The sequence below is a fragment of the Bacteroides sp. 3_1_23 genome, from assembly GCF_000162555.1.
Taxonomy (GTDB): Bacteria; Bacteroidota; Bacteroidia; order Bacteroidales; family Bacteroidaceae; genus Bacteroides; species Bacteroides ovatus.
This window is the reverse complement of record NZ_GG774949.1, coordinates 904227-923266: the sequence shown is the minus strand read 5'-3', so window position 1 is coordinate 923266 and position 19040 is coordinate 904227. Positions and strand designations below refer to the sequence as shown.

The following is a 19040-nucleotide window of genomic DNA, read 5'->3' as shown; positions in this document are numbered from 1 at the left end:
TTCAGCACATTAATTAATATGCCACCGCCAACGGAGTACGCAATTTCTGCGCATATTCAGCCATATATTTATTCCAGGCATCCGGAGTCTTGATAGCCGCCTTATCCCAGGCAGATCCCCAGTAATAAGTATATTCAGAACCAGGCTCATATTCGCTGATAGCCAGCACATGACCGTCGGCTCCACCACGATCTTTCTTTTCCTTTTCGGAAAGAAGAACCACTTTCGCCTCTTTCACCTGTGCAGGGAATGCAGCACCCACAAATATCTTACCGTTTGCACCACTACGGTCAGTTGTAGGATCTACGTAAGTGATATAGCCATTTGCAGCATCTGCCACAACCGCACCATCCGGTTCACGCAACACAAGTCCCGTAGTTACCGGCATTGCTTCTTTCAAATTGGTATATGAAACAACAGTTTTATTGAGATAAGAACCTGCATCCAAAGAGATGACACGTGTTTCCACCACATTAGAATCTCCACGGACCACCAACGGATTAAACTCCAGCTTCACCGTGAAACGCAGCGGACCATTATCAAGGATTTCCTGTGTGCGATAGCAATAAGGATAGATAATAGTGTCACCTGCCATCAAAGCGGCAACGCCGGCGCCCAACGTGGGACCTACGGCATAGCAATCCATACCGTATCCATGATCGATATGGTAAGAGATGGCATTCTGCAATTCGGAAGCGGCTTTCGGATCTGTCTTTTTCAGTTCGGCTATCTTGGCACGCTTTTCAGGATTAAGTTCTTCAGCATACAGAGATTCCAAAATCGGCTCCGTAGTATTATACTTCGTAAAAAGATCATAGCCAAAACCACGTTCTCCACGAGCCTGCAAAGCAGGACCATAAGCACGGAATCCGCCAAGATCATTCTCCCAGGCTACGTCGTCCAGACGTTCGGGGTAGTATTTACCGCAAGCAATGACATCAAAAGGTGCCGGTGTGCCCGGTTGAATGGTATAAGTAACCGCACTGTTTGCCCCTACCGTAACGGGGAAGACCACCTTCTCATCATACGTCACCTGATAAGGCACTTGCTGACCGTCGACGTCAAGCACCACAATCTGTGCCGTATCCGCCAGTTTCAATTTAGCGACCACATCGCTCATCGGCACTTCAACCATCTCCCCTGCCCGTTCAAGAGCCAAAGAATTGGTCACTGTGACTGTCATTGACTGCTTGCTGTCGGCACAAGAAGCAAAACCAATCAAGGCTACAGCAAACAGAATTAATATCTTTCTCATAATTAGTCTACATTGAATGAATAACATATACTTTGCAAATCAGAGGCTATTATATTCGGCATGTTGGAGCTATATGTTCAACACGTTGGGCATATATGTCCAATAAATCGGCCATATAGCTCCTGCAAAGGGAATAATAAAAAATAAGGTGACAGATGAAAAGAGGATGCTCTTTGCCATTCTATCACCTTACCGGAATTTCTTCTATCAGCTATTATTTCGGTTGTTTTCCGATATAAGCAAGAATACCACCATCTACGTAGAGAATGTGACCGTTAACAGCGTTAGAAGCTTCAGAAGCAAGGAACACGGCAGGACCTGTCAGTTCTTCAGGATCCAACCAACGACCGGCAGGAGTCTTAGCGCAGATGAATGAATCGAATGGGTGGCGGCTTCCGTCTGCTTGTTTCTCACGAAGAGGAGCAGTTTGCGGAGTAGCGATGTAACCCGGGCCGATACCATTACACTGGATGTTGTATTCACCATATTCAGAACAGATATTGCGAGTCAGCATCTTCAAACCACCCTTAGCGGCAGCGTAAGCAGATACAGTTTCACGACCCAATTCAGACATCATAGAACAGATGTTGATGATCTTACCTGCACGTTTTTCCATCATAGCCGGCAAAACAGCCTTAGCAACGATGAACGGAGCATTCAAGTCGATGTCAATTACACGACGGAAATCAGCAGCATCCATCTCGTGCATAGGAACACGACGGATAATACCTGCGTTATTTACAAGGATATCAATTGTACCTACTTCTTTTGCAATCGTAGCAACCATCGCCTGAACAGCCGGTTCGTCTGTCACGTCGCATACGTAACCGTGAGCTTTGATACCTTTTGCAGCATAAGCAGCCATACCTTTGTCTACCAACTCTTGATTGATGTCGTTAAAACAAACTTTAGCACCTTGTTCTGCAAATGCAGAAGCAATAGCAAATCCGATACCATAAGAAGCACCTGTAACGAGAGCTACTTTACCTTCCAAAGAAAAATTCAAAAACTGATTCATAATTCTTTTTGTTATTAAATTAGGAAAACTATTGTAGTTGTTATTTCAAATCTGTAATTAACGAGAAGTCCTGATCGCCGTAGTCGAGGTTCTCGCCACCCATTCCCCAGATAAAGGTATAGTTGTGGGTAGCAGCAGCCGAGTGGATTGACCATTCGGGTGAAAGAACGGCCTGATCGCCTTTCATCCATACGTGACGCGTCTCGCCTACCTCACCCATGAAGTGGCAGATAGCATGATCTTCGGGAATTTCGAAATAGAAGTAGGCTTCCATACGACGGCTGTGTACGTGTGCCGGCATCGTGTTCCACACACTTCCCGGAGCGAGTTCCGTCATACCCATCTGCAACTGGCAGGTAGGCAACACCTGATTCACCAGCATCTTATTGATGTTGCGGTGATTGGAACCTTCCAAAGAACCCATTTCAGCTACTACGGCATCGGCTTTCGTCACCTTGCGGTCGGGATAGTTGCGGTGTGCAGTCAGTGAGTTGAAGTAGAATTTAGCAGGATGAGCAGCGTCTTTGCTTTCGAAAGTCACTTCGCGGTCGCCCGAACCCAGATAAAGAGCTTCTTTATAGTCCAGTTCGAACTCTGCGCCGCCTGCTTTCACAATACCGGGACCGCCAACATTGTAGATACCCATTTCGCGACGGGTGAGGAAGAACGGAGCTTTCAGCGGATCAATCGCTTCGAGCGTCAGCACCTCTCCTACCGGAAGCGCACCACCTACCACCATACGGTCGTACATGGAATATACCATATTTACTTCATTGGGGACAAATATCTTTTCGATTAAGAAATCTCTGCGAATTCTTGTTGTATCATAACTTTTTGCATCTTCCGGATGCGCAGCATAGCGAATTTCATAGTTCGTTTTCATACCTTATTTATTTATAGTTATTGAATAAGTTCTCTATTCTACGTGCACTTCGTTTACGTACACGATGCAAAAATAGCAAAAGAAAACGGGTTTACCTTGCAATTTTGTTCCAATTATCCACCAAAAATGTCCAGAATCCGTGCAATGTACACTTTTTTAACGAACTATAATACGTTTTGGGAGAGATTTCTACTTAATGCAATGAAAAAAAGAAAGAAGCCTCTATCTCTCGAGCCGCAAGAGCAAATAATATAAAATATGGAACAAGAAAAAGCATCTAATTTGTCAATTCAGCTAATAATTAGCAGTCTACACCGTTAAAATTGCATAAATAGAGGCAATGTATTATAACACTAATTATAATATATTAGTTTTGTAAATGTTTAAATAAGCAAGCAAAATCAACAAATACGTCAAGATATACAACTTATGACAATTATTAAAGGACGGACAGAAGATACTTTAATAAAGATAGGAGTGATATGTATTTACATGCTTCTATCCATTAACCTAGCTTTTGCCCAAACAAAAAATATAACAGGAATCATCATTGATGAGGAAAGCCGGGAACCATTGACAGGTGCTTTCGTCACAGTGAAAGGCAGTCGGCAAGGCTGTATTTCAGATCTGGATGGAAAGTTTACCCTCCAACAAACCCTCCCCGGACAGCAAATGCTGGTTATTTCTTACATAGGATACCAAACTATCGAAGTGTCTGCCCGGCATAATATGATGGAAATCCGGTTGCGTCCGAACGTGAACGAACTGGATGAAGTAGTAGTGCAGGTGGCGTATGGCACTGCCCTCAAAAGATCAATTACCGGGGCTGTTTCCGTAGTGGACAGTAAGCAAATCGAAATGCGTCCGGTCGGTTCTGTTATCTCCGTGCTCAACGGAGCGGTACCGGGGCTACAGATAATTGACGGAGTGGGGCAGCCTGGTATCGAAGCGGAAGTTCGTATCCGGGGATACAGTTCGGTGAACGGAAGCAATAAGCCGCTTTACGTGGTAGACGGTATGCCCTATACGGGATGGATCACCGATCTTAATCCGGCAGACATAGAAAGCGTCAGCGTACTGAAAGATGCTGCTTCATGCGCATTGTACGGTAGCCGGGCTTCGAATGGTGTGATTTTAATTACCACCAAAAAGGCGAAGAAACAGGGAGTTTCCCTTCAACTGGACATTCGCCACGGCTTCAGCGCGCGTGGACAGGGTGATTACGAACGTATGAATGCCAATCAATTCATGGAAACGATGTGGCAGGGGTATCGGAACCAGCTTATCAGCAACGGCAGTAGTCCCGAAGAAGCGACCATCGCCACCAACAATGACATTATCAGCAAAGTAGGAATCAACATCTATAACAAAGCCGATAATGCCCTTTTCGACGCAAACGGTCATCTGGTATCCGACGCCCGGATATTGGACGGATATAAGGACGATCTCGACTGGTATTCTCCCTACACACGTAACGGTCACCGCCAGGAATACAACCTAAGCGGAGAATCCGGCAATGAAAAGAGCCGGATCCGTTTCTCGCTAGGCTATCTTAATGAAGACGGATATACCAGGAAAAGTGATTTCAATCGTCTTAGCGGCTCACTCAACGCTGACTTCACCCCACGCCCATGGCTAAAAACGGGCTTGTCGCTCGGAGGCACGCACCAGAAAACGAACTGGGATGTAGGAGCCGCCGGAAGTGCGCAATCCAATAACCTGTCGAATGCATTTTACTTTGCACGGAGAATAGCACCTATCTATCCGGTGCATCTCCACTATACAGAGGATGTATTTGCCAGCGACGGCTCATTGCTTCATTCCAAAGGAGATTATATCCTGAACGAAGAAGGCGGAAAACAATATGATGACGGTTCGGAAAGCCGTTCGGAATCGGATGCCGCCAGCAATGGACGCCATCTACTGTGGGAAAGCGAAAAGAACAAGTTGTGGAACGCTGCCAATACCTTGCAAGGAAATGCCTATGTGGACGTTTCTTTCCTACGCGATTTTACATTCTCATTGAAAGGCAATATCAGCCTGCGCAATATCGAGGACAGCCAATACGGAAATGCGGAAATAGGCGCTTACAAGGACACTGGTTTTATCAGCAAGATCGATCAGGAATATACCCTGCAACAGCTACTGGCATGGAAACACCAGTTCGGCAGGCATTTCGTAGAATGGATGGTGGGGCACGAGAACTATGATTACAAGCTTAATTTCGACGCCATACAGAAAAAGAATAAGAGCTTTCCCGGAATAGACGAACTTTCAAATTTCACCACCACAACTTACAGTGAGGGATATAAAGACACCTATCGTACAGAGGGTCACTTCACACGGGCCCGGTATGACTACAACGAAACTTATTTTGCCGAAGCTTCTTTCCGGCGCGACGGTTCCTCCATCTTCCATACAGACCATCGCTGGGGTAACTTTTGGAGCGTAGGTATCGGCTGGATGCTTTCCAACGAAGCGTTCCTGAAAAACGTGTCGTGGCTGAACCGCCTCAAGTTACGGGTTTCTTACGGGCAAGTGGGAAACGATAACTTCGGAAGCAGTAATGGCCTGTACCAGTGGATGTCTCTCTACGGCTCTGCCGTCAACGGTGGAGAAGCCGCTTACTACAAAGTGCAGAACGAAAACCCGGAACTAAAATGGGAAACGAATTCTTCGCTGAATATCGGTCTGGAAACTCGTCTTTTCAACCGTGTGAACCTAAGTTTCGAATACTATAACAAGCATTCGGACGACTTGCTGTTCAAGTTTATCCAACCACTATCTGCCGGTGCCACTGACTCATCGACAGGCCTTTCCACCGTCTGGCGAAACATTGGAGACGTTTCCAATAAAGGATGGGAATTCTCTGCCGACGGGGATATCATCCACAACCGGGAATGGGAATGGAATGTAGGTTTGAACCTTTCCAAAGTGAAAAACAAGATCGGAAAACTGCCGGATAAAGATCGGGAAGAGGGAATTACGAACGGAGATTTCCAGAAGTTCAAAGAGGGACACAGCATTTATGAATTCTGGCTGTACCAGTATGCTGGCGTAGACCAGATGACAGGTCGCAGTGTATATCTGCCGGACTTCAACGCTTATTACATTGCCGGAGAGGATGGAAAAACACCCGTAAACGGAGAAGAGAGCACCGAAGGCAAAAATCCGATTCCGACAGACAGTTGGGTAGACATCAACGGACAATATTATACAGGCGACCCGAGATATGCACGCAAAGACTGGTCGGACAGTTCATTACCGAAGATAAACGGCTCGGTCACCACCTCTCTCCGCTGGAAAGACCTGACTCTGTCCGCCCTGATGATTTTCAGTTGCGGTTCCAAAGTCTTCGACCAGCCTTATCAGACTCTGACATCGGTAGGCGTACATTCATTGACTCCCGATTTACTGAATGCATGGACAGCAATCCCTGAAGGCATGACGCCCACATCGCCCAACCGTCTCGATCCATCGGGTATTCCGCAAGTGAATCTGGATGCAACGATCAATGGATATAACAGCCAGAAAGCATCTACACGCTATATTGTAAGCGGCGACTATCTAAGCATCAAGAACATCACCCTCTCCTATCGGCTGCCCGCCACATGGAGCAAACGATTGAAACTCGGCGGCATCCGCTTACATGCTGCCATAGAGAATGTCGCCCTGTTCAGCAAACGCAAAGGGCTGAACCCGGTACAGACCTTTGACGGAATCGTCAACAATTATACGAGTATCGCCCGTGTTTTCTCGTTCGGAGTCAACATTAACTTATAGCCTTATGAAGAAAAAAGCCATACACATGAAATTCCTGAATCACTCCATAGGATTCTGCCTGCTCCTGACGCTGTTGTGTTACTCCTGCGCCAGCGACTATCTGGATACCGCCCCTACCAATCAGGTATCTCCTGCCGATTTATTCAAGGATGAAGCGTACGCTGCCTATGCTGTCAGCGGATTGGAGAAGTTGATGAAAACCACTTACCCCACTAATAAACTCGATGGCGTGTCATTCAACGGTGAAGGATCTGTCAAACTGATGTATGCCGAGTATCAGGGGGCTGACATGTATTGTCCCCGCAACAATTTCTATACGATATTCAACGGGGCTTCTCATGCCATACCTACCAGTAGTTACACGGAGTATATGTGGCATTATTACTACAAAGTAATCAGTAATGCCAACGCTATTATAAATTATGTCGACCCCGAAGGTAGTCATAAATTCAAATATATTTATGCGCAGGCACTAACCTACCGTGCCTATTGTTACCTGCAACTGCTGCAGTTCTACTCGCCACGCTGGTGTGATTCGCAAAACGGCAGTGCTGAAGGGGTGGTTCTCCGGCTCAATACATCTTCTACCGGCGACTGTCCTCTTTCTTCTATGCTGGCCTGCTACGAACAGATTTACAACGACCTTAACCAGGCCATCACCTATTATCAGGCATCCGGAATTGCCCGTAAAGAAGACGAGAATCACAAAATCAATGTGAATGCCGCTTACGCCACCTATGCCCGTGCCGCACTCACCCGTGAGGATTGGAGTACTGCCGCCCATTACGCTGCACTGGCACGTGCCGGTTATCCGCTTATGAATGCCGATGAATATTTCGACGGATTCAGTACCGTCAACCGCGAATGGATATGGAGTATCTATGACAGTGAAGAAGAATCGCTGGGAAACTCATCCCTCGCCGCACGCCTTGCATACAACTCCTCCTCTACTCTTGTATGCACTTATCCGGCCTGTATCAACCGTGAACTGTACGATGCATTACCGGAAAGTGATATCCGCAGGGGACTTTTTCTCGATCCGCTCGAATATACTTATAACACGGGTGGTATAACAAACAATGGTCTGGGCGGAAGTGCACTCACCAGTTACGCCCAAGGGTTGCATCCCGACCTGAATACTTCGGCAAAAATATACGCTTATATGTCGTTCAAATTTAAGTGTATCGACAAAGTAGGTGCCATGCCTTTCAATCTTTTCCGCAGTTCGGAGATGTATCTCATCGAAGCAGAAGCCAACTGCCACCTGACGCCTCCAAAAGAAGCGGAAGCAAGGCAATTACTGAAAGAACTGATCCGCGACAGCGGACGCGACCCTCAATATATTTGCGATAAGAGCGGTCAGGCACTGCTCGACGAAATAAAGTTCTACCGCCGCATCGAACTATGGGGCGAAGGATTCAGCTGGTTCGACTTCAAACGGCGCAAAGACACCATCGTACGCCACACCTTCGAAGACGGAGGAAACTACATGACCAACGCAGCCGTAACTATCAACCCGGAAGACGCCAACAACTGGATGTGGGTGATTCCCGCCAAAGAGTACGAATATAACAATGCCATAAATAAACAATAAGAACACTGTAAATCCATAGTAATCAAGATGAAAATAGTCAGGTATATCAGTATATGTTTGTTGTTCACCTTTATCGGATCTCTCCTTCCAACCAAGGCGCAGGACAATCCGTACAAGATAGACCACTCTCTTTATCTACTTTATGAGGAGGCAACTAAACACCGTAACAACGCAACCGGACTGGAAATAGCTGATACTATCTATACCAAAGCCATCCGGATCAACGATAAAAAGGCACAATGCCTCGCTCTTACCATTCCGGTAATCTACTATTTCAATAATGGGAAAACGGAATTACTGGAGAAAGCAATCAGCAGGCTTCAGGAGATATCCCGAAAGAACAACTACCTGCAATATTACTACTTTGGCAGCATCTACAAAGTTAATTACCTGATGAACACAGGTAATACCCTGCGTGCGCTCCAGGAGGCTGAATTGACTAAAGAACAGGCATTTGCCGACGACTATCCCTACGGTATCTCCACTTGCCTGCGAATGATGGGAAACATTTACTTTGCGCGCAGAGAATACCGGACGGCACTGGATTACTACCAACAATCACTGGTATACACACAGGAGAAGCTCCCTGAACAGGATATATCTTATATATACTGGAACATATCCATGCTCCAACAAAACCTGAAACAATATGAAGCAGCCTACGAAAATGCCGAGAAAGGAATCAAGTGTGCCAAGACTTCAACCAACAAATATGCCTGTATGCTGCGCAAATGCGCACTTTTATACGCGCTCGACAGGGAGGAAGAGTTCAAAAGCTATTATCAGGAATGTTTAAAAGCGACCGAAAAACATGGTGAAACCAGAAGGAATGAACTGAATAAGTTGAAGATATACAATTATATACTCAACCAACAATATGATAAAGCGCATGCTCTTGCCGATTCCACTTCCAGCTTACATGAACGAATAGCTTATCAGGCAAATATCTACGCAAAAGAGCAGAAATACAAAGACGCTTACGAGTCACTACAGAAGCTCCATAGCCTACAGGACTCTCTGAATCAGCTTATACAGACTGCCGACCTGTCGGAACTGAATGTGCGTATCGGCAACGAACAACTGAAAAGAAAAGCGCAAGCCTTGCAGCTGGAAAACACACAATTAAACCTGCAAAAGACAACGCTCGAACTACAACAAACAAAATCACAAGTGGAAATCGAGAAGATGAACGCCGAAAATAACGAGCTACTACTAAAAAACCGTAACCTGGAGCTCGCACAATTCAAAGCGGAAACCGAACGTACACAGAGTCTTATGGTAGCTAAACAGGCAGAATCCGAACGCCAGCTGATGATATTGAAATTCATCCTGATATTCTTCTGTTTCTTTGCCATAGCCCTCACGCTCTACCTTTATCTACGCAGAAAATCAATCAGACAACTGCAAGAGAAGAACGAAGAACTGACGATTGCCCGCGACCGTGCCGAACAGGCAGACAAGATGAAGACTCATTTCATGCAGAACATGAGCCACGAAATCCGTACCCCGCTCAATGCCATCGTAGGATTCTCACAATTATTATCCAACCCGGATCTGCCATTGGAAGATGAAGAAAAGCTAGAATTCAGCTCGCTCGTCCAACACAACTCCGAACTGCTCACCACGCTTGTCAACGATATTCTTGACCTTTCCGCACTGGAAAGCGGCAAATACACCATGAACCTGACTTCCTGCCATTGCAACGAAATGTGCAGGCTCATACTCTCTACCGTAATGGATCGAAAAGCGGAAGGAGTGAAGCTTTATTATACCTCCGAAGTGGCAGACGATTTCCAGATCACCACAGATGAACAACGCCTGCAACAAGTGCTTATCAACTTCCTTACCAACGCAGAGAAGCACACAGAAAAAGGGGAAATCCATCTGCATTGTTCACTGACCGAGTATCCCGACAGAATCACGTTCTCTGTCAGCGACACCGGGCCGGGCATCCCTGCCGATAAGATGGATAGTGTATTCGAACGCTTCAAGAAGTTGGATGAGTTCAAACAGGGATCAGGACTGGGACTGAATATATGCCGCACCATAGCCGAACGATTACATGGAGAAGTCAAAGTAGACAAGAGCTACACCAATGGTGCACGTTTTCTGCTTATACTTCCATTAAAATAAGATTAGCTATTGACTTTCCTCTTTTTATTTTGTATCTTTGAGGAACAGAAAAAGAAAAAAGCAATATGAGTTATATAAAAATCAAGACATAATAACACATTATCAAAACATATATTTCCATATATGGAAGAACCGAATGGGAGAAAATCAGTATTGATTTTCTCCCATTTTGTATATATAAATCCCACATATTCCAATAATTCTCTGAAAATAGTTTCTAATAAACTCAGATACCGTTCTTAATAAACTCTCTCACTATTTATTAAAAACGGTATTCGGATTTATTATAGAAATGTAAATATATTGTTGCTAACAATATAGAAGTCTATTCAAAGATGAGTAAGGCAAACATCGAAACAGTCAATATTACGTACAAATAAGCTATAACAAATTTCTTACATCCTAATAGAGAGATACTTCTTCAAGGCATCTTCCTCCGTTTTTGCAACCAAACTATAGAAATCATCATGTTGTTGTTCCGTATGTGAACGTTCTAATGACTTAAGAAGTGACTTTGCATCCACAAAAAAAGAAAAAGCCCCGAAAGATATCTCTTTCAGGGCTTTTCTTCGTTGGACTACCAAGATTCGAACTTGGACAAACAGAACCAAAACCTGTTGTGCTACCATTACACCATAGTCCAAACTTATGTGCTTTCTGTTAAAAAGCGGTGCAAAGATAGAGGTTTGCAAGCAAACCTCCAAATATTTCGTTCACTTTTTTATATTCTATCGAATGAATCGTGCATTATTACTTTGCAATCAGCAGATAATAGTTCTTTTTGCCGCGCTGAACAAGCAGATATTTCTCGTCGAGCAGGTTAGCAGTCGTAACTACCTGATCAAAGGCTGCCAGCTTCTCCTTATTCAGCGAAACGCCACCGCCCTGAACCAATTTACGCATTTCACCTTTCGACGCAAATACGGCCGCATTATCAACGAATAGATCAACAGCCTTTACTCCTTCTGCCAATACATCACGGGAAATCTCAAATTGAGGCACTCCTTCGAATACAGCAAGCAGCGTATCTTCATCCAGTTTGCGCAAAGCTTCCGAAGTCGCATTACCGAATAAAATGTTCGATGCGTCTACTGCTGCGTTATAATCATCTTCAGAATGAACCATCACAGTCACTTCCTTAGCCAGACGTTTCTGGAGAAGACGCAAATGCGGAGCTTTCTGATGTTCGGCAATCAATGCTTCAATTTCTTCTTTCTCGATGGAGGTGAAGATTTTAATATAACGTTCGGCATCGGAGTCGCTTACGTTCAACCAGAACTGATAGAACTTGTATGGTGAAGTATAGCGAGGGTCCAGCCAGATATTTCCGGATTCTGTTTTACCAAACTTACCACCATCAGCCTTTGTAATCAGCGGGCAAGTCAATGCGAACACCTCTCCCCCATTGGTACGGCGGATCAATTCGGCACCGGTAGTGATGTTTCCCCACTGGTCAGAACCACCCATTTGGAGTTTACAACCCTTTGTTTCATACAAATGAAGAAAGTCATATCCTTGAAGTAATTGGTAAGTGAACTCGGTAAATGACAATCCATCACGCGCTTCACCATTCAGACGACGTTTCACAGAGTCTTTCGCCATCATATAGTTTACAGTGATGTGCTTACCTACTTCGCGAACAAAATCGAGGAAAGTGAAGTCTTTCATCCAGTCGTAATTGTTCACCAGCTCGGCACGGTTAGGTACATCCGACTCGAAGTCGAGGAACTTGGCAAGCTGATTCTTGATACATGCCTGATTGTGACGCAATGTTTCTTCGTCCAGCAGGTTACGTTCTGCCGATTTACCGGAAGGGTCACCAATCATACCTGTAGCGCCACCGATCAATGCCAACGGCTTATGACCGCAGCGTTGGAAATGACGAAGGATCATCACTCCACAAAGGTGACCAATGTGTAGCGAATCGGCAGTCGGGTCGATACCCAAGTAGGCAGTCACCTGCTCTTTGCTTAACAACTCTTCTGTTCCCGGCATGATGTCCTGCAACATGCCACGCCATCTCAATTCTTCTACAAAATTCATCGTATTACTCTTTAATTATTTGGTTTTTATTGTATTTCAATTCCATGTGCGACAAAAGTACGACTCTTTCTCGGAAGATACAACTCTTACGCCTTAAAAAAGACATTTTGGATATTCCGGCGAATCACCTCACACAACGCTTCCACTTCTACCCCACGCACCCTGGCTGCCTGACACAGGATATCTTCAATATCAAGCAAGCTGTCATCCGTTTCCAAAAATAGGCGTTCATCGGGGACTATCTGCATCGTTTCATCGGGATAATATTCCCCAAAAGAAAGATAAAACCCTTTCTTCAACAACTGTACCGCCTGCTCCGGTTTTCCACGAAAGCCATGCCATATCCAAGGTTGTTGGGGGCGAGATTCTTTTTTCACACCCAGCAGTTCTTCCATTGCTTTCACGCAGTGAATAATCAACGGCAAACCGAGCTTTTCCGACAACTTTACCTGTTCCTTAAACACCGCTAACTGAAGCTCCATCGGAGCTTTTGCCAATTTATCCAGCCCCGCCTCTCCTACAGCTACAAACTGCTTTCTCTGTAGCTGCTGTTGAAGAAAGCTCAATTGCTGACTGACATTACTCTTTCTCACCTCCCAAGGATGAATACCAATAGAATAATAAGATCCTCTACCCACAGCCACTTCCACATTCTCTGCCAGAGGCATATACAATGGAGAGTCTGCCAATAACGGATAATTGATGATGGATTTTCCTTGGGTATCAACTTCCTGTTTATGAGTATGGATATCTAAAATATCAGTCACATTCTTTTTCATTTTCTATTTCTCGTTTCAGTTGTCTCAAGGCACGGGATCATAACCGGAACCACCCCAGGGATGGCATCGCAGAATACGCCGCACAGCAAGATAAAGCCCCTTTATAGGACCATGTTTCTTAATTGCTTCGAGCGCATACGCTGAACAAGTAGGCGTGAACCGACAAGAGGGAGGAGTAAGGGGTGAAATACAAATCCGGTAAAAATAGATGGGAACAAGCAGGAAGAAGGAAAATACCTTTCTCAAAATTCCCGTAACGAATACCCACGCGGTAGATATCCGGGAGTTATGAGGTTTCATGAGAATAGTTTTTCGGAGATGCGCGCAAGCGCTATTTTCATTTTCTCTTCCAGCTCGGCAGTAGCAACAAGCTCGTCCGACAGATAGATAAAGGCAACGGCTAACCGTTGCTCCCGGCGTTGCAGTTCATCCACCAGAAGAGACTTGTTCTTCCGGTAGGCTTCACGTATCTGGCGTTTCACCCGGTTGCGTTTCACCGCCCGTTTAAAACGACGTTTCGATACACTGATTAATATGGAGGCAGGAGCCTCGCCCTGCTCGACAGGCATATATACAACGCGTATCGGAAAGATGGAAAACGATTTAGAAACACCGCCTTCAAACATCTTTCCGATCAAAATTTTACTATTCAGCCTTTCGGCTTTACACAAAGTATATATACCCACTCTGTTTATTTATTGTTTTCCTTGATAAACATGTCAAGTGCGGCAGTCATTGACGGAGCCTGCACCGTAGGAGCCTCAAGGTCCAGACGGAGACCTGCGTCACGTACAGCCTGTGCGGTAGTAGATCCGAACGTTCCGATCTTAATCTCTTTCTGATTAAAATCCGGGAAGTTCTTCTTCAAAGAAGTCACTCCGGCAGGGCTGAAGAACACTAACATATCATAATCAAACTCCTCGTCCGGTGTAAAGTCGTTGCTCACCGTGCGATACATCACAGCTTCCGTATGCTGAATGCTGTTCTTGTCGAGCAGGTTTTTCACATCGTCATTATGTACGTCTGACATCGGAACGAGATACTTCTCCGTTTTATGCTTTACGATGGAAGGAATCAGGTCTTCAATCTTTCCAGTAGCTCCAAAGAAGATCTTACGCTTACGATATTGCACATATTTTTGAATATACAATGCAACAGCTTCCGTCACACAGAAATACTTCATAGTTTCGGGAATTGTCACGCGCAATTCAGTACACAAAGTGAAAAAATGGTCAATAGCATGGCGCGAAGTGAATATTACGGCAGTGTGGTCGAGAATCGAAATTTTCTGTTGCCGAAATTCTTTCGCCGAAAGACTTTCAACCTTAATAAAGGGCCGGAAATCTATTTTAACGCCATACTTTTCAGCTATGTCGTAATAGGGAGATTTCTCTGACGCAGGCTTAGGCTGCGACACTAGTACTTTTTTAATTTTCAACGTCCTAAAATTTTATTAGCAAAATATTGTTCATTTGAATCATACCCTGATACAGTAAAAGACAAGGTACTATTTCAAGAGCGCAAAAGTACAAAATTAATAGGAAAAGCCCGCTAAATTGATGAAAAAAAAGCTTTATCCACTTATAAAACATCAATATTTTAGTGAAAATTAAAATAATAGACCCAATTATAACCAAATTCGTTAGACTCAAATCAAAATAAACCAGGAAAAGAACGAACGGAAAAAGGGCAAATCCGACATAATATATGAGCGCAGAATACGATTCCAGCCATATATTTGTCTTATTTTTATCAAAAAACGTCCACCCCAGAAACATATAAAGCAACCATTTTAGTAAGAAATAAGCGAGGCAAAAACCAACGTAAATACCCAGCAAAAGGAGGGAGGATACATGGTCCATCAGAGCAGGACATGTATCATGAAAATAATTGAGAAATGTGATGCCCGACAAGACACAGGTCTGCAATACAAGCACAAGGAGATAACGCACATCAGCCGCCGTAGAGCTATCAAAAATGCTCGTCCGTTCGCGATGTAACACAAAGTCTTTCACCTGTTGGGAGAGAAATTTCTTTCCACGTGCCAAGGCAATGGAGGAGAGAAAGAAGCAAGCCAGCAATGTCAGTGCGATAGCATCGTCCGTACGGGGAGAGTAGGAGATAGGGGTTCCTTCAAAGCCAGAATCAACCTCTTGTACAGCATGAAGATCGGCCAACTGCAGGCTATCACTGTCTGCCTTTGCCGGACTAATCTGTTTCTGCTGGAGAAGAGACAAGGTATCCATGTTCTGGGAACTTAGTGTATCACCTATCATATCGCTGCAAATTTACGAATGGAAATATCCCATACAGGAGTCTCATAAAGCAGCTGAACTGCTTCTTCCGGTGTCTGCGCCACTTTCCATATATCACCGTGTTGGCGTCGCATAAAGTTTTCATCGATTGCTTTTTCAAGCATTTCGAGCAATGGATCGAAAAATCTGTTTGTATTGAGAATTATAATCGGATTGAGATACAACCCCAATTGTTTCCAAGTGATAATTTCCAGCAATTCTTCAAGGGTACCGCATCCACCCGGCAAAGCGATGATACCATCACTCAAATTGGCCATCTTCTGTTTGCGTTCGTGCATGGATTCTACCTCGATCAGCTCTGTCAGTCCAGTATGATGCCAGTTTTGTTCCACCATGAAGCGGGGAATCACTCCGGTCACTTCACCGCCATTTTTCAACACAGCATCTGCCACAGAGCACATCAGACCGATACTTCCAGCTCCGTTTATCAAACGGATATGGTGTTCGGCAAGCAGACGGCCGAGAGTCTCGGCTGCTTGAAAGTAAACAGCATCTATCTTGGTACTGGAAGCGCTATATACGCATACGGAATTTATCTGGTTCATCTTCATCACTATCCATTATTATATCGAGAAGGCAAAATTACGAAAAAATTCCGTTATTCATATTCAACTTAATCAGAGATCATTTTTATCTCCGCATTTATCTATCTTCATAAAAAAAATCTTGGACTTCTTACTTTTTAGAAGTCCAAGAGCTTTTCTCACAGAGAATACATCTATCACAGATTTCTCATCTACTAACAGGTGTATCACATTGTTGCTGAATAAACTTCATTATCTGAACCATAAAATTGTTCAAATACCCTACCAGTAGTAATCCAGCACACAATTAAAAAGTGATTTTAATTTTACGTTTCAATATACCTTAATGAGCCTTTCACAAGGCTTATTAAGCCCACGAATAAAAGTTAACCGACTCTTTCCCCTTTCGGTCATCTAAATCGTCATTTCAGCAATGCGCCATATATTTCAGCAGCGGGGCTTCAACAGTTAATGATTTAGGTATATCATCTTATGTTAGTTGCAAATAATATATATTCCAAAGATTTAATCTAATTCAAAATCTCCGATAAAGGCTTCCTTCGGAAGTTGTATCTCCAGAGTATATTTACCTTTTTCCTCACCTGCAAGATCAATATAAACCTTATCTACATTTAAATCAGTAGATGTATAAACCACTTCTCCCGTCTCTGCATCCTTGATGGTAACAGTTACAGTGGGAACAGTAGAAAGAAGGTCAATAGATAACAATGAGTTTTCAATAAAAGCATCAGGAGTAACAGGGATAGACCGATGTTGTACCTCAGTTTTATTCTTTAGCCTGATTTGACGTGCAGATATCATTTCATGTGCAAAAGAAAACATACTTACTTGAAGTAAGACAGTCAACAACAAAAAAGGTAAAAATTTAGCTTTCATAATAAATGGGTTTAAAATTTCGCTCCAAAAATACACAGATGAAGCAAAAGAAACGATTTTTATGCGGTAACAATGGTAACAGCCTTTCATTTAGAAGCAAAACAAACCTAGAGGAATCAGCATATCTCACTGAATATCAACACCAAACACGCGATCGAAAATTTGAGCATCCATTTTGTTCTTTATACGATTTTTACGGGTTTTAAGAGCATCTGACGTAGCATCCATCAACTCCATCATGACAGTTTTCGAGCAACAAAGCAATGAAAGAACACAATAAAATATATCATCACCAGTTAAAGCCGGATAACGCTCCTTCAAATTCATCATCACATCAACAAATGCACTAGAAATTTCAGAACGTATCTCTTTTCTCAAACTACGCATCACCAATAGTTGTTTAGGAGTCGCTTTCTCTAATGCTTCCAATTGATCGTAACAATTAGTTGTTTTAAGTACAGATATACATAATTGAATTTGCTGCTCTGTTAACTTCGACCTTTTCTTATCTAAATCTTCTTTATTAGTTTCCGAGACCTCTTCCTCTTTGAGCAGCATAGTATCTACCCGATTTTGGGTCAATTCACGTTGTAATGCTATATAACGCTTTTTCCTTTTCCTATCATTCCACATAAAACAAAAGACACAAATAATCATTAAGAAAAAGAATACAGAAACCAAAGTAAAAACCAGCATTTTAGTATGTTCTGACAATAGCCTCCTATGTTCTTCTAATTGATGTTTATCCATAAGTCGATTGAGTTCTTCATTGTCATTCATAATCTGCATAGAATCATAAAGCACTCTATATGCATCCATATTTTCTGTCGCAATCTTCCATTCACCTCTTTTCTTTGCTATTTGATGCATTCCATCATAGCAAACAGCCTTTCCATAAATATTAAGTTGGTCTATATTCTTACTAAAGAAATAACTGGCAGAATCAAGTTTATTCAAATTCAACATAATTTGAGCTTTTGACAAACAGACATTAACAGCATCATCCCCTTGCATAATCATTGCTTTCGATACATATTTATCGGCTTGAACATAATCTTTTTTTTCATTGTAAACCATAGCGAGGTCATGATAAAGAGCTCCTATCAAACTAGAGTCTTGCTCTGCTAATGCATAATCAAGAGCTTTTTGATAATACAACAATGCGCTATCCTTTTTATTTTGTAATAAACAGATACGTGCAATACCTCTCAATGGATATGTCTGCTGACTGCCCCCTCTAATATCTGATAAGCTTGGCGATAAGCCTCAATCGCTATATCATACAAATCATCTTTTTCATAACAGTCCGCAAGATTATCATATATCATTGCCAAGAACTCATCCCTAACAGGCATCAACCGAATTGCCGTCAGATACTCGTCTACAGCAAATGAAGTATACCCCTTCTCACCATAAGTAGCTCCCCAATAATAATGAGCTTTTGCAGCACGTACACTTTTCTTCTTATCACCATAGTATTCAACAGCCGTTTTTATCAGCGAATCATCCTCTAAAGCAATATAATTTTTATGCCTTGCTTGCGTAAGCAATAGCGCATAAAGTGCTCTGTCGGCACGTGGCAATTTCTGTGGGGAGGAAATTGATTCCAAAATAGATAATGCACTATCAGGATATATTTCCATCAATGAGTCAGCAGATAATAGCAATGGACTCTTCACTGAAGAAGAGCAGGAAGATAGAGAGACAGACATCAGAATGCTACCTACGCTGACAAGTAAACTAAAGAACGCCAATAAATAGCGTTTAGGATAACAACATCTTGTTTTCATTAGGCAGTCCGTTTATTTACAGGTCA

14 protein-coding genes, 1 tRNA gene and 1 pseudogene are annotated in these 19040 nt (G+C 43.4%); 3 read left to right on the top strand and 13 right to left on the bottom strand.

All coding sequences use genetic code 11. The features are described from left to right. Positions 1 to 13 precede the first annotated feature (13 nt). From HMPREF9010_RS20845 to kduI, 3 genes are all read right to left on the bottom strand, one after another. Positions 14 to 1255 carry a DUF4861 domain-containing protein gene (locus HMPREF9010_RS20845; protein ID WP_008647016.1) on the bottom strand — a complete coding sequence of 414 codons (1242 nt, stop codon included), beginning with the start codon at positions 1253 to 1255 and terminating at the stop codon, positions 14 to 16. A gap of 214 nt (positions 1256 to 1469) precedes the next feature. Further along, positions 1470 to 2273: a gluconate 5-dehydrogenase gene (locus HMPREF9010_RS20850; protein ID WP_004307808.1), complete on the bottom strand. Its 804-nt coding sequence runs from the start codon at positions 2271 to 2273 to the stop codon at positions 1470 to 1472. 40 nt (positions 2274 to 2313) lie between these two features. Continuing rightward, entirely contained in the window at positions 2314 to 3156 is an 843-nt protein-coding gene (gene kduI / locus HMPREF9010_RS20855) for a 5-dehydro-4-deoxy-D-glucuronate isomerase (protein ID WP_008647014.1), read from the bottom strand. Positions 3157 to 3585: 429 nt separating this feature from the next. On the opposite strand from kduI, the gene HMPREF9010_RS20860 reads away from it, so the two are divergent. The 3 genes from HMPREF9010_RS20860 to HMPREF9010_RS20870 are packed head-to-tail and all read left to right on the top strand — an operon-like array spanning position 3586 to position 10666. Beyond that, a complete protein-coding gene (locus tag HMPREF9010_RS20860; protein WP_008647011.1) occupies positions 3586 to 6939 on the top strand; it encodes a SusC/RagA family TonB-linked outer membrane protein in 3354 nt (1117 codons plus the stop codon). A 4-nt stretch (positions 6940 to 6943) separates the two neighbouring features. Beyond that, positions 6944 to 8533 carry a RagB/SusD family nutrient uptake outer membrane protein gene (locus HMPREF9010_RS20865; RefSeq protein WP_008647009.1) on the top strand — a complete coding sequence of 530 codons (1590 nt, stop codon included), beginning with the start codon at positions 6944 to 6946 and terminating at the stop codon, positions 8531 to 8533. 27 nt (positions 8534 to 8560) lie between these two features. Continuing rightward, positions 8561 to 10666, top strand: a complete 2106-nt coding sequence (locus tag HMPREF9010_RS20870; protein WP_008647007.1) for a sensor histidine kinase — start codon at positions 8561 to 8563, stop codon at positions 10664 to 10666. A 572-nt stretch (positions 10667 to 11238) separates the two neighbouring features. Here the strand turns inward: HMPREF9010_RS20870 and HMPREF9010_RS20875 are convergent. The 10 genes and pseudogenes from HMPREF9010_RS20875 to HMPREF9010_RS20920 all read right to left on the bottom strand — a co-directional run bounded on the left by HMPREF9010_RS20875 (position 11239) and on the right by HMPREF9010_RS20920 (position 19014). Further along, positions 11239 to 11309 (bottom strand) — tRNA-Gln (locus tag HMPREF9010_RS20875). 107 nt (positions 11310 to 11416) lie between these two features. Next, entirely contained in the window at positions 11417 to 12709 is a 1293-nt protein-coding gene (gene tyrS / locus HMPREF9010_RS20880) for a tyrosine--tRNA ligase (RefSeq protein ID WP_008647003.1), read from the bottom strand. A gap of 86 nt (positions 12710 to 12795) precedes the next feature. Continuing rightward, positions 12796 to 13488, bottom strand: a complete 693-nt coding sequence (locus HMPREF9010_RS20885) for a TatD family hydrolase (protein ID WP_008647001.1) — start codon at positions 13486 to 13488, stop codon at positions 12796 to 12798. Positions 13489 to 13512: 24 nt separating this feature from the next. Continuing rightward, positions 13513 to 13788 (bottom strand): membrane protein insertion efficiency factor YidD, encoded by a 276-nt coding sequence (gene yidD / locus HMPREF9010_RS20890; protein WP_004298909.1) that lies wholly within the window; start codon positions 13786 to 13788, stop codon positions 13513 to 13515. Further along, positions 13785 to 14174, bottom strand: a complete 390-nt coding sequence (rnpA, locus tag HMPREF9010_RS20895) for a ribonuclease P protein component (RefSeq protein WP_004298908.1) — start codon at positions 14172 to 14174, stop codon at positions 13785 to 13787. Before rnpA ends, yidD begins: the two co-directional genes overlap by 4 nt. A gap of 5 nt (positions 14175 to 14179) precedes the next feature. After that, positions 14180 to 14926: a uroporphyrinogen-III synthase gene (locus tag HMPREF9010_RS20900; protein WP_004307801.1), complete on the bottom strand. Its 747-nt coding sequence runs from the start codon at positions 14924 to 14926 to the stop codon at positions 14180 to 14182. A 4-nt stretch (positions 14927 to 14930) separates the two neighbouring features. Next, positions 14931 to 15764: a DUF4271 domain-containing protein gene (locus HMPREF9010_RS20905; RefSeq protein WP_008646996.1), complete on the bottom strand. Its 834-nt coding sequence runs from the start codon at positions 15762 to 15764 to the stop codon at positions 14931 to 14933. Beyond that, positions 15761 to 16348: a TIGR00730 family Rossman fold protein gene (locus tag HMPREF9010_RS20910; RefSeq protein WP_008646994.1), complete on the bottom strand. Its 588-nt coding sequence runs from the start codon at positions 16346 to 16348 to the stop codon at positions 15761 to 15763. The genes HMPREF9010_RS20905 and HMPREF9010_RS20910 overlap by 4 nt, the downstream gene beginning before the upstream one ends. Before the next feature lie 504 nt (positions 16349 to 16852). Then, entirely contained in the window at positions 16853 to 17224 is a 372-nt protein-coding gene (locus HMPREF9010_RS20915; RefSeq protein ID WP_004298899.1) for a DUF3244 domain-containing protein, read from the bottom strand. Positions 17225 to 17350: 126 nt separating this feature from the next. After that, positions 17351 to 19014 (bottom strand): annotated as a pseudogene (locus HMPREF9010_RS20920) (tetratricopeptide repeat protein). Positions 19015 to 19040 lie beyond the last annotated feature (26 nt).

What these genes read in the sequence shown, in the direction of transcription:
- HMPREF9010_RS20885 (WP_008647001.1), bottom strand. Translation starts at nt 13,488, where the DNA reads ATGAAAAAGAATGTGACTGATATTTTAGATATCCATACTCATAAACAG.
- HMPREF9010_RS20850 (WP_004307808.1), bottom strand. Translation starts at nt 2,273, where the DNA reads ATGAATCAGTTTTTGAATTTTTCTTTGGAAGGTAAAGTAGCTCTCGTT.
- HMPREF9010_RS20865 (WP_008647009.1), top strand. Translation starts at nt 6,944, where the DNA reads ATGAAGAAAAAAGCCATACACATGAAATTCCTGAATCACTCCATAGGA.
- kduI (WP_008647014.1), bottom strand. Translation starts at nt 3,156, where the DNA reads ATGAAAACGAACTATGAAATTCGCTATGCTGCGCATCCGGAAGATGCA.
- HMPREF9010_RS20910 (WP_008646994.1), bottom strand. Translation starts at nt 16,348, where the DNA reads ATGAACCAGATAAATTCCGTATGCGTATATAGCGCTTCCAGTACCAAG.
- HMPREF9010_RS20905 (WP_008646996.1), bottom strand. Translation starts at nt 15,764, where the DNA reads ATGATAGGTGATACACTAAGTTCCCAGAACATGGATACCTTGTCTCTT.
- tyrS (WP_008647003.1), bottom strand. Translation starts at nt 12,709, where the DNA reads ATGAATTTTGTAGAAGAATTGAGATGGCGTGGCATGTTGCAGGACATC.
- HMPREF9010_RS20845 (WP_008647016.1), bottom strand. Translation starts at nt 1,255, where the DNA reads ATGAGAAAGATATTAATTCTGTTTGCTGTAGCCTTGATTGGTTTTGCT.
- HMPREF9010_RS20870 (WP_008647007.1), top strand. Translation starts at nt 8,561, where the DNA reads ATGAAAATAGTCAGGTATATCAGTATATGTTTGTTGTTCACCTTTATC.
- HMPREF9010_RS20860 (WP_008647011.1), top strand. Translation starts at nt 3,586, where the DNA reads ATGACAATTATTAAAGGACGGACAGAAGATACTTTAATAAAGATAGGA.
- yidD (WP_004298909.1), bottom strand. Translation starts at nt 13,788, where the DNA reads ATGAAACCTCATAACTCCCGGATATCTACCGCGTGGGTATTCGTTACG.
- HMPREF9010_RS20915 (WP_004298899.1), bottom strand. Translation starts at nt 17,224, where the DNA reads ATGAAAGCTAAATTTTTACCTTTTTTGTTGTTGACTGTCTTACTTCAA.